11 protein-coding genes and 3 pseudogenes are annotated in these 10,375 nt (G+C 40.3%); 13 read left to right on the plus strand and 1 reads right to left on the minus strand.

The features are described from left to right. The first annotated feature begins 7 nt into the window (after positions 1–7). The 8 genes from ccoN to D2C72_07975 all read left to right on the plus strand — a co-directional run bounded on the left by ccoN (position 8) and on the right by D2C72_07975 (position 5,643). Entirely contained in the window at positions 8–1,474 is a 1,467-nt protein-coding gene (gene ccoN, locus D2C72_07940) for a cytochrome-c oxidase, cbb3-type subunit I (protein QEF44129.1), read from the plus strand. Between the two features lie 12 nt (positions 1,475–1,486). After that, positions 1,487–2,185 carry a cytochrome-c oxidase, cbb3-type subunit II gene (gene ccoO, locus D2C72_07945; protein ID QEF44130.1) on the plus strand — a complete coding sequence of 233 codons (699 nt, stop codon included), beginning with the start codon at positions 1,487–1,489 and terminating at the stop codon, positions 2,183–2,185. 7 nt (positions 2,186–2,192) lie between these two features. Continuing rightward, positions 2,193–2,414, plus strand: a complete 222-nt coding sequence (locus D2C72_07950) for a cytochrome c oxidase, cbb3-type, CcoQ subunit (protein QEF44131.1) — start codon at positions 2,193–2,195, stop codon at positions 2,412–2,414. Between the two features lies 1 nt (position 2,415). After that, complete coding sequence (ccoP, locus tag D2C72_07955; GenBank protein ID QEF44132.1) at positions 2,416–3,294, plus strand: cytochrome-c oxidase, cbb3-type subunit III; 879 nt, start codon at positions 2,416–2,418, stop codon at positions 3,292–3,294. 10 nt (positions 3,295–3,304) lie between these two features. After that, complete coding sequence (locus D2C72_07960) at positions 3,305–3,511, plus strand: DUF4006 family protein (GenBank protein QEF44133.1); 207 nt, start codon at positions 3,305–3,307, stop codon at positions 3,509–3,511. A gap of 100 nt (positions 3,512–3,611) precedes the next feature. Beyond that, positions 3,612–4,196: a hypothetical protein gene (locus D2C72_07965; GenBank protein QEF44134.1), complete on the plus strand. Its 585-nt coding sequence runs from the start codon at positions 3,612–3,614 to the stop codon at positions 4,194–4,196. 11 nt (positions 4,197–4,207) lie between these two features. Continuing rightward, entirely contained in the window at positions 4,208–4,798 is a 591-nt protein-coding gene (locus tag D2C72_07970) for a hypothetical protein (protein ID QEF44135.1), read from the plus strand. Between the two features lie 77 nt (positions 4,799–4,875). After that, entirely contained in the window at positions 4,876–5,643 is a 768-nt protein-coding gene (locus D2C72_07975) for a hypothetical protein (GenBank protein ID QEF44136.1), read from the plus strand. Here the strand turns inward: D2C72_07975 and D2C72_07980 are convergent. Next, a complete protein-coding gene (locus tag D2C72_07980) occupies positions 5,640–6,503 on the minus strand; it encodes a succinate--CoA ligase (protein ID QEF44137.1) in 864 nt (287 codons plus the stop codon). The genes D2C72_07975 and D2C72_07980 overlap by 4 nt on opposite strands. Positions 6,504–6,601: 98 nt before the next feature. Here D2C72_07980 and D2C72_07985 point away from each other — a divergent pair, with 98 nt between their 5' ends. From D2C72_07985 to D2C72_08005, 5 genes and pseudogenes are all read left to right on the plus strand, one after another. Beyond that, positions 6,602–7,645, plus strand: a complete 1,044-nt coding sequence (locus D2C72_07985) for a DNA recombination/repair protein RecA (GenBank protein QEF44138.1) — start codon at positions 6,602–6,604, stop codon at positions 7,643–7,645. Between the two features lie 10 nt (positions 7,646–7,655). Continuing rightward, positions 7,656–8,935: pseudogene (gene eno / locus D2C72_07990) on the plus strand (phosphopyruvate hydratase). Beyond that, positions 8,928–9,203, plus strand: coding sequence for a hypothetical protein (locus tag D2C72_07995; GenBank protein QEF44139.1), 276 nt, complete (start codon positions 8,928–8,930; stop codon positions 9,201–9,203). The pseudogene eno and the gene D2C72_07995 overlap by 8 nt, the downstream one beginning before the upstream one ends. A 10-nt stretch (positions 9,204–9,213) precedes the next feature. Beyond that, positions 9,214–9,807 (plus strand): annotated as a pseudogene (locus D2C72_08000) (AMIN domain-containing protein). Between the two features lie 30 nt (positions 9,808–9,837). Next, positions 9,838–10,292: pseudogene (locus D2C72_08005) on the plus strand (shikimate kinase). Positions 10,293–10,375 lie beyond the last annotated feature (83 nt).

Genomic DNA, 10,375 nt, shown 5'->3' on the forward strand with positions numbered 1-10,375 from the left:
GTATTGCATGCAAGAAAATGTGCCTTTGAGTTATGATTATTCCATTAGCAAATTGTTTCTTTATGCGATGGTTGGCTTTGGGATAATAGGCATGTTAATAGGGATTGTGTTAGCCTTTGAATTGTCTTTCCCTAACTTGAATTACATTGCAGGGGAGTATGGCGTTTTTGGCCGCTTGCGCCCTTTACACACGAATGCGGTGATCTATGGTTTCACCCTTGGGGGGATTTGGGCGAGTTGGTATTATATCGGTCAAAGGGTGCTTAAAATCACTTATCACCAACACCCCTTTTTGAAAATTGTAGGGTTATTGCATTTTTGGCTCTGGATTCTTCTTTTAATTCTAGGGGTTATTAGCTTGTTTGCTGGTCTTACTCAATCTAAAGAATACGCTGAATTGATGTGGCCTTTAGATATTATTGTGGTTGTGGCATGGGTGCTATGGGGGGTTAATATGTTTGGGAGCATGAGCGTTAGGAGAGAAAATACCATTTATGTGTCTTTATGGTATTACATCGCTACTTATGTGGGTATAGCGGTGATGTATCTCTTCAATAACCTTTCTGTCCCCACCTATTTTGTCGCTGATATGGGGAGTGTTTGGCATTCTATTTCTATGTATTCAGGCAGTAATGATGCGCTCATTCAATGGTGGTGGGGGCATAATGCGGTCGCTTTTGTCTTTACGAGTGGGGTGATTGGCACGATTTATTATTTCTTGCCTAAAGAGAGCGGCCAGCCTATCTTTTCTTACAAACTCACTTTGTTTTCTTTTTGGAGCTTGATGTTTGTTTATATTTGGGCAGGCGGGCACCATTTGATTTATTCCACCGTGCCTGATTGGGTGCAAACCCTTTCTAGCGTGTTTTCAGTGGTGTTGATCTTGCCTTCGTGGGGGACAGCCATTAACATGCTTTTAACGATGCGAGGCCAGTGGCACCAGCTCAAAGAAAGCCCTTTGATTAAATTCTTAGTTTTGGCTTCAACTTTCTACATGCTTTCCACGCTAGAAGGATCCATTCAAGCCATTAAGAGCGTGAACGCCTTAGCGCATTTTACCGATTGGATTATAGGGCATGTGCATGACGGCGTGCTTGGGTGGGTAGGCTTCACTTTGATTGCGAGCATGTATCACATGACGCCTAGGCTTTTTAGAAGAGAGATTTATTCAGGCAGGCTTGTGGATTTCCAATTTTGGATCATGACTTTAGGGATTGTGCTTTACTTTTCGTCCATGTGGATTGCAGGGATCACGCAAGGGATGATGTGGAGGGATGTGGATCAGTATGGGAATCTCACTTACCAGTTCATTGATACGGTTAAGGTGCTAATCCCTTATTACAATATTAGAGGCGTTGGGGGTCTTATGTATTTTACCGGATTTATTATCTTTGCCTACAATATTTTTATGACAATCACAGCAGGCAAAAAATTAGAGCGTGAGCCCAATTACGCCACGCCTATGTCTAGATAGGGGAGGTTGGAAATGTTTAGTTTTTTGGAAAAAAACCCGTTCTTTTTCACTCTTGCGTTTATTTTTGTGTTTGCGATCGCAGGCTTGGTGGAGATTTTGCCTAACTTCTTTAAATCCGCTCGCCCCATTGAAGGCTTACGGCCTTATACGGTTTTAGAAACAGCGGGGAGACAAATTTATATCCAAGAAGGTTGCTATCATTGCCATTCCCAACTCATCCGCCCTTTCCAAGCTGAGGTGGATCGATACGGCGCGTATAGTTTGAGCGGGGAATATGCGTATGACAGGCCATTTTTATGGGGATCTAAAAGGATTGGCCCTGATTTGCACAGGGTGGGGGATTATCGCACAACCGATTGGCATGAAAAACACATGTTTGATCCCAAAAGCGTTGTGCCGCACAGCATCATGCCCGCCTATAAGCATTTATTCATAAAAAAGAGCGACTTTGACACCGCTTATGCAGAAGCTTTGACGCAAAAAAAGGTTTTTGGCGTGCCTTATGACACCGAAAACGGCGTGAAATTAGGGAGCGTGGAAGAAGCGAAAAAAGCCTATTTAGAAGAAGCTAAAAAAATCACAGCCGATATGAAAGACAAGAGGGTGCTAGAAGCGATTGAGAGAGGTGAAGTGTTAGAAATTGTGGCTTTGATCGCTTATTTGAATAGCTTGGGTAATTCCAGGATCAACGCTAATCAAAACGCTAAATAAGGGGTGAATGATGGATTTAGAAAGTTTGAGAGGTTTTGCGTATGCGTTTTTTACCATTCTTTTTACGCTCTTTTTGTATGCCTATATTTTTAGCATGTATAGAAAGCAAAAAAAGGGTGTCGTGGATTATGAGCGATACGGGTATTTAGCGTTAAATGATGCTTTAGAAGATGAGTTGATTGAACCACGCCATAAAAAAGTTCATGATAAGGGCATAAAGGAAAGTTGAAATGGATTTTTTAAACGACCATATAAATGTTTTTGGCTTGATTGCAGCGCTTGTGATTTTAGTTTTAACCATCTATGAATCCAGTTCGCTCATTAAAGAAATGCGCGACAGCAAATCTCAGGGTGAGCTTGTAGAAAATGGGCATTTGATTGATGGGATAGGGGAGTTTGCCAATAATGTGCCAGTAGGCTGGATCGCAAGCTTTATGTGCACGATTGTGTGGGCTTTTTGGTATTTTTTCTTTGGGTATCCGCTGAACAGCTTTTCTCAAATCGGGCAATACAATGAAGAGGTTAAAGTGCACAACCAAAAATTTGAAGCCAAATGGAAGCATTTGGGTCAAAAGGAATTGGTGGATATGGGGCAAGGCATCTTTTTAGTCCATTGTTCGCAATGCCATGGCATCACCGCTGAAGGCTTGCATGGGAGCGCTCAAAATCTGGTGCATTGGGGTAAAGAAGAGGGCATTATGGACACCATTAAGCATGGCTCTAAAGGCATGGATTATCTCGCTGGGGAAATGCCCGCTATGGAATTGGACGAAAAAGACGCTAAAGCGATTGCGAGCTATGTGATGGCAGAAATTTCTAGCGTTAAAAAAACCAAAAACCCTCAACTCATTGATAAAGGCAAGGAATTGTTTGAAAGCATGGGCTGCACAGGTTGTCATGGCAATGATGGTAAGGGCTTGCAAGAAAATCAAGTGTTTGCGGCCGATTTGACCACTTACGGCACAGAGAATTTTTTAAGAAATATCTTAACGCATGGCAAAAAGGGCAATATAGGGCATATGCCATCATTCAAGTATAAAAACTTTAGCGATTTGCAAGTTAAAGCGTTGGCCGAATTTATCCAATCGCTAAAACCCTTAGAAGATTAAAGGAAAAGAGATGAAATTTTTAAACGGATTAGCAGGGAATTTACTGATTGTGGTTATTTTATTGTGTGTGGTCGTTTTTTTTACGCTCAAAGCGATCCATATCCAAAAAGAGCAAGCCACCAATTATTACCGCTATAAGGATATTAACGCTTTAGAGACAAAAAACACCCAAAACCGGGCTAATTATGAATTGATCAATCAAGGGAGTAAAAAATGAAATTCACCACTTTAGAAAAAATCTTAGCCTTAATGGTAGTAGCGACCATTTTAATGACGATTGTTATTTCTTTTGTGCCTAACTTGTTTTTGTTTAGCACATGAGGATCTTATGGCTTGTAATAGCCTTTGTTTGTTGTTTGGGGGCTAGTGATTATGTTTTGAATAATTCTAAAGGGCGTTTGGTAAAAAAAAGCGTTGCGTTTGTGGAGGGTGTTTCTAAAGAGCTTTATCTTAAAACAGGCGTACGTTTTGCGATTGACATGACGGATTTTGAAAAAAATCCTATCGCTTTGGCGGATAAAAATGAACGCCAAAATTATCAAGAGGGCTTTTTAAAACAGCTCAAACCCCCTTTTGTGGTATTCTTTTTCTACCATGACGCTCAAAAAATAGAATTAGTGGCTAACCCTAAAGATTTGTTGGATACTGATAAAATCTTTTTTGAAAAAATCGCTCCCTTACTCCCTACAAACGCTAAAGAATACACGCCTCAAAGGATTTCAGCCATGCTCATTAACGGCTATTCGGTCGCAGTAGATGCTTTAGCGCAAAAATATCGTGTGAATATCGCGCAGAATTTTAACGCTCCTAAGGGAGTAACTTTTGTAAAGGTGGTTGTTTATATTTTATTATTGACGCTTTTAGGTGCGTTTTTGGGGCTTTATTTTTTTAAAAAATCTTAAGAGAGAAATCAATGAAAGAAAAAAACTTTTGGCCTTTAGGGATCATGAGCGTGCTCATTCTTGGGCTTGGGATCGTGGTGTTTTTGGTGGTGTTTGCCCTAAAAAATTCGCCTAAAAACGATTTAGTGTATTTCAAAGGGCATAACGAAGTGGATTTAAACTTTAACGCTATGCTTAAAACTTATGAAAATTTTAAGTCTAATTATCGTTTTTTAGTGGGTTTAAAACCCCTTACTAAAAGCCCTAAAACCCCCATTTTGCCCTATTTTTCTAAAGGCACGCATGGGGATAAAAAACTCCAAGAAACCCTTTTAAACAACGCTTTGATTTTGGAAAAATCCAACACGCTTTATGTGCAATTGCAACCGCTCAAACCCGCTTTAGATCCGCCAAATATTCAAGTGTATTTAGCGTTTTATCCCAGCCCATCACAGCCCAGATTATTGGGGACGCTTGATTGTAGAAGCGCATGCGAGCCTTTAAAATTTGATTTGTTAGAGAGCGATAAAATGGGGCGTTATAAGATCCTTTTTAAATTTGTTTTTAAAAATAAAGAAGAATTGATTTTGGAGCAACTGGCTTTTTTCAAGCAGCGCGTTTAAAAAATGCCTTTAGCGTTTTTATTGGCACTTGATGATAAAAAGCCTGAATTTTCTATCCAAACGGGTATAATAAGGCTATGGGTTTTTTAAAAGTTTTTAAACATGATGCTTTGGGGCAATTAGGGAATGTTGTTGTGGGGAATTTTTTAATAACGCTCACTATTTTAGCGGTTTGTTTTTCCTCTCAAGGTGCTGAAGAAACGACCATGCTCACCCTAAGCTACACGCTCTTTTTTGTCTTGGGGGCGTTTTTACTGATTGCAATCAGTGTGGGAGCGATCAAAAATCTCAATGCGCTTTTTTCTAAAAGGGGGGTTTTAAGCTTTTCTTTACCCGTTAGTTTAGAGTCTTTATTGCTCCCTAAAATCTTGCTCCCTATGGTGTTTTTTATCTTCAGTTTGTTCTGGTTTGTGGCGAGCGTGCGTTTGGGCTATTATCTTTTTAACGCGCAATCCAGCGTGCTGTTTATCTTGCACACCGCTTTAAAAACCTTTGTGTTAAAACCCACTAAAACCCTAGGTATCGCGCTGTTTTTAGGGCTTGTTTTAATGAAATTTTTATTTGTTTTGAGCGTTTTAAACGCTGCTAGGATCAAAAAAGCGCGTTTTTTACTAGGGGGGCTGTTGTTCATTCTTGTGGGGGTTGTTTTGGAATTAGCGTTTAATTCGTTACTGCCCTTAATGAGTTCTAGTTTAAGCATCAATGAGGGGTTTTATTATTTCTTGCAACAACAAGAATTACAAGAAAAACAATACTACCTTTTATGGGGGGTGGATTTTTTAAAAATCCTTTTATTGTATGCGATGAGTCGTTACTTGCTTGCACATAAATTAGAATTGGATTAAGAAAAGCGGTATTGCAAATACTCATCAGTGAGTAAGCAATCTTTAGCCTTTAACAAACTGGCATAAAACCCATGCTGATAGCCTAATTCAAAAAGCTTGTCTATGGCGAGAATCTGAATCTTGCTTAAGCGCGTTGAAGTTTCATTCGCATACAAGCTTAAATAAGTTTGCAAGCACTCTTTATTGACACGAATGAGCGAGCGCTCTAAGAGCATGTTAGAGAGCAGATTTTGGTGTTTTAGCGCGACTTCAACCGCTTTAATCAAAGCCTTTTTAATCAAAATCGCGCGATACAAGGGGATAGAGCGCCTAATCGCCATGCCCCCTAAAGGCAAGGGTAAATCCACTTTAATGAGTTCTTTCCAAACATCCCACAATTCTTTTTCCACTTCTAATTCACTATGGAAATCCAAGATATTTTCATGGATTAATACGCCCGCATGCACTTTTCCTTCCAAAACCGCTTTTTCAATGTCTAAAAAATTCATGTAAGCGATGCGCGCATGTTTGTAATAGATCTTAAACAAGAGGGCGTTGGTGGTATGCTCCCCACTTAATGCGACTTTAAAATCTTTTTTCAATTTCACGCCCTTTTTTTTCACTAATTTAGGCCCATAGCCATTCCCAAAGCTCGTTGCCGTGGGGAGTAAGGCGTAATCGTTCGCAATTTTAGGGTATAGCCCAAAGCTTATCGCACTCACATCATAAGTGTTTTTTAGGGCTTCTTGGTTTAGGGTTTCAATATCAAGGGCAATGTTTTTGAATGTTTTATTCTTAATGGGGCAATCTATCCAGCCAAACTTAATCGCATAATACATGAAAATATCATCAGCATCAGGGCTATGAGCGACACTAATCAAAGTAAAATCCTTTTGTGATAGGGTAAGTCCTTTTATTATAATAGATTTTAGGCTAGGATTTGATAGAATAAACAAATCAAATTCAATAAGGTAATTTAATGGCAATAGATGAAGACAAACAAAAAGCGATTTCTTTAGCGATCAAACAAATTGATAAGGTTTTTGGTAAGGGGGCGTTGGTGCGCCTTGGGGATAAGCAAGTAGAAAAGATTGACGCTATTTCTACAGGCTCGTTAGGATTGGATTTAGCTTTAGGGATTGGGGGCGTTCCAAAGGGTAGGATCATTGAAATTTATGGGCCAGAGTCAAGCGGGAAAACCACTCTAAGCTTGCACATTATTGCAGAATGCCAAAAAAATGGGGGCGTGTGCGCGTTCATTGACGCTGAACATGCCCTAGACGTGTATTATGCCAAGAGATTGGGCGTGGATACAGAAAATCTACTCGTTTCTCAACCAAGCACAGGAGAAGAAGCCTTAGAGATTTTAGAAACGATCACCAGAAGCGGAGGGATTGATTTAGTGGTGGTGGATTCGGTGGCGGCTCTTACGCCTAAAGCGGAGATTGATGGGGATATGGGCGATCAGCATGTGGGCTTGCAAGCAAGGCTTATGAGCCATGCGTTAAGGAAAATCACCGGTGTTTTGCACAAGATGAACACTACTTTAATCTTTATCAATCAAATAAGAATGAAGATCGGCATGACGGGCTATGGGAGTCCAGAGACCACAACCGGGGGTAATGCCTTAAAATTCTATGCGAGCGTTAGGATTGATATTAGAAGGATTGCGGCTTTAAAACAAAACGAACAGCATATCGGTAATAGGGCTAAAGCCAAAGTGGTTAAAAATAAAGTCGCTCCGCCTTTTAGAGAAGCGGAATTTGACATCATGTTTGGGGAGGGGATTTCTAAAGAGGGCGAAATCATTGACTATGGCGTGAAATTAGACATTGTGGATAAGAGTGGGGCATGGCTTAGTTACCAGGATAAAAAGCTAGGGCAAGGCAGAGAAAACGCTAAAGCCTTACTGAAAGAAGATAAAGCCCTAGCGGATGAAATCACTCTTAAGATTAAAGAGAGTATTGGCTCTAATGAAGAGATCATGCCCTTACCCGATGAGCCTTTAGAAGAAATGGAATAAAAGGATTTTGATGCTAACCATTAAAGATATTCATGCTTTAGAAGTGATGGATAGTAGGGGCAATCCTACCATTCAAGCCAGCGTGATTTTAAGCGATAACACTAAGGCGAGCGCGATTGTGCCTAGCGGAGCGAGCACCGGTAAAAGAGAAGCGTTAGAGTTAAGGGATAATGACAAAACCCGTTTTTTGGGTAAAGGGGTTTTAAGGGCATGCGAAAATGTCAATAGCGTGATCAAACACCATTTGATAGGGCTTGAAGCGATCAATCAAGCCTTTGTAGATGAGAGGTTAAGGGCTTTAGACGGCACGCCTAATTATGCTAATTTAGGGGCGAACGCTGTTTTGGGCGTTTCTATGGCGTTAGCAAGGGCTAGCGCGAAAGCCTTAAATCTGCCATTATACCGCTATTTAGGGGGGGCTAACGCTCTGACTTTGCCGGTGCCGATGCTCAATATCATTAACGGCGGATCGCATGCGAACAATTCCATAGACTTTCAAGAATACATGATCATGCCTTTAGGGTTTGAAAGCTTTAAAGAAGCCTTAAGAGCGAGCGCAGAAGTCTATCACACGCTTAAAAAACTTTTAGATGAAAAGAATCAGCTCACAAGCGTGGGCGATGAGGGGGGTTTTGCGCCTAATTTTAACAACAATGTAGAACCTCTTGAAATCATTTCTCAAGCCATTGAAAAAGCCGGCTATAAATTAGGCGAAGAAATCGCACTCGCTTTAGATGTAGCGAGCAGTGAGTTAGTGGATGAACATTTCAATTACCATTTAAAGGGTGAAAATAAGATTCTAGATTCGCATGAATTAGTGGCTTATTATAAAGAGTTGGTGGCAAAATACCCGATCGTGTCCATTGAAGATGGTTTGAGCGAAGACGATTGGGAGGGTTGGGCGTTTTTGAGCGAGGAATTAGCGCGTCAAATCCAATTAGTGGGCGATGATTTGTTTGTAACGAACGCAAGCATTTTACAAAAAGGCATTGAAAAAAACATTGCGAACGCCATTTTAATCAAACCCAATCAAATCGGCACCATTAGTGAGACTTTGGAAACCATAAGATTAGCCAAACACCATGCCTATCAATGCGTGATGAGCCATAGAAGCGGGGAGAGTGAGGACAGCTTTATCGCTGATTTTGCAGTCGCTCTCAATACGGGAGAAATCAAAACCGGATCCACCGCAAGGAGTGAAAGGATCGCCAAATACAACCGCCTTTTAGAGATTGAGCATGAATTAAAAGGGGGATTTATATCGGTAAAGAGTTGTTTAAGCATGGCTAGTGGCCTTTTTGAAAACGATGAAATCAAAGAAAACAAAGCACGAGATTTTTTCTATAGCCATAGCTCCCTTATTGTCTTTTTCCTTTTACTGCTTGGGTTTGGGTATTATTTAGGGAAGTTGCTTTTTGGGGGTTCTTCTTTAGAGGTTTATTTGGATTTAAGAGACAAGCATGAACGATTGCAACAAGAAATCACCGAATTGCAAAGCAAGAATGTGCGTTTGCAAAAGCGTTTGTTTGAGTTGAAGGAATTACGGCCTAGAGATTAGATTTAAGGAAATGGTAGTGTTAAAAAAGATGATAGGTTTGGTGGTGGTTTTAAGCGTTTTATTGGCTAGAGACAACCCTTTTGAGCCTGAAATTAATTCCAAGAATTTGCAAGGGGGCTTTAATGGGATCTATGATAGCTATTTTAAAGAAATCCATGTGGATTTGCCCACGAGCGCAGGATCTTAAAAAAAATCACGCTCACTTACCAGGATATTGATGGCTCTATCCATTCTAAAGTCGTGGGCATTGATAAAAGCATTGATTGGCACTACCCCTTAAAGCTCTCCCAACACCTCTTGATCAAGACGCCTTTGAAAAACGCTACCAGATCCAAGATTTTGATTTTTTAATGGCAAACAACATGATGATTTTGCGCTCCCCTTATAAAATTTTACGCTCTTTTGTGCTAGTCAATCCTTATAGAATCGTGTTAGACACGCAAAAAGGCCCTTTGGATATTTATCAAAATAGGGATTTAAACCAGAAGTTTTTTCTCAATTAAGTCGGCACGCACAAGATTATTACCGCATCACGCTCATTTAGACGGGAAATACCGCTATCTTTTGGAAGAAAAATGGGGTGTATGAATTAAAATTGAAATAAAAGCATGCAGCATTTAGTCTTAATCGTTTTATGGGGAGCGGTAAAAGCTCTTTGGCGCAAGAATTGGGCTGGCTTTGAATTAGAAGTGTTGGATACGGATATGATCATTAGCGAGAGGGTGGGCTTGAGCGTGAGAGGGATTTTTGAGAGCTGGCGAAGACAATTTCAGGATGTTTGAAAAAAATTTGATTGATGAATTAAAAACGCTCAAAACCCCCATATCATTTCTACCGGTGGGGGCATTATCATGCATGATAATTTTAAGGGTTTAGGCACAACTTTTACCTCAAGATTGATTTTGGACCTTGATTTAAGCGTTTGAACCAAAAGAAAGGGAAAAACGCCCCCTTTTGAATGATCTCACTCAAGCCAAAGAGCTTTTTGGAAAAACGCCAAGCCCTCTATGAAAAAAACCCTCCTTTATCATTGACGCAAGGGGTGGTTTAAATAATTCTTTAAAACAAGTGCTACAATTCATCGCATAAATTTTTTTTAAAGGCTTGTGATGTTAAGTAGAGACATTGTCCAATATTCCAAGATCCGCACCGAGTTATACGCCTACCTCACT

It is taken from the genome of Helicobacter pylori (genome assembly GCA_008032955.1).
In the GTDB taxonomy this organism is placed as follows: domain Bacteria; phylum Campylobacterota; class Campylobacteria; order Campylobacterales; family Helicobacteraceae; genus Helicobacter; species Helicobacter pylori_DC.

Excerpts from the sequence above, each read along its gene's own strand:
- ccoN (QEF44129.1), top strand. The coding sequence starts at position 8 with ATGCAAGAAAATGTGCCTTTGAGTTATGATTATTCCATTAGCAAATTG.
- ccoO (QEF44130.1), top strand. The coding sequence starts at position 1,487 with ATGTTTAGTTTTTTGGAAAAAAACCCGTTCTTTTTCACTCTTGCGTTT.
- D2C72_07950 (QEF44131.1), top strand. The coding sequence starts at position 2,193 with ATGATGGATTTAGAAAGTTTGAGAGGTTTTGCGTATGCGTTTTTTACC.
- ccoP (QEF44132.1), top strand. The coding sequence starts at position 2,416 with ATGGATTTTTTAAACGACCATATAAATGTTTTTGGCTTGATTGCAGCG.
- D2C72_07960 (QEF44133.1), top strand. The coding sequence starts at position 3,305 with ATGAAATTTTTAAACGGATTAGCAGGGAATTTACTGATTGTGGTTATT.
- D2C72_07965 (QEF44134.1), top strand. The coding sequence starts at position 3,612 with ATGAGGATCTTATGGCTTGTAATAGCCTTTGTTTGTTGTTTGGGGGCT.
- D2C72_07970 (QEF44135.1), top strand. The coding sequence starts at position 4,208 with ATGAAAGAAAAAAACTTTTGGCCTTTAGGGATCATGAGCGTGCTCATT.
- D2C72_07975 (QEF44136.1), top strand. The coding sequence starts at position 4,876 with ATGGGTTTTTTAAAAGTTTTTAAACATGATGCTTTGGGGCAATTAGGG.
- D2C72_07985 (QEF44138.1), top strand. The coding sequence starts at position 6,602 with ATGGCAATAGATGAAGACAAACAAAAAGCGATTTCTTTAGCGATCAAA.
- D2C72_07995 (QEF44139.1), top strand. The coding sequence starts at position 8,928 with ATGGCTAGTGGCCTTTTTGAAAACGATGAAATCAAAGAAAACAAAGCA.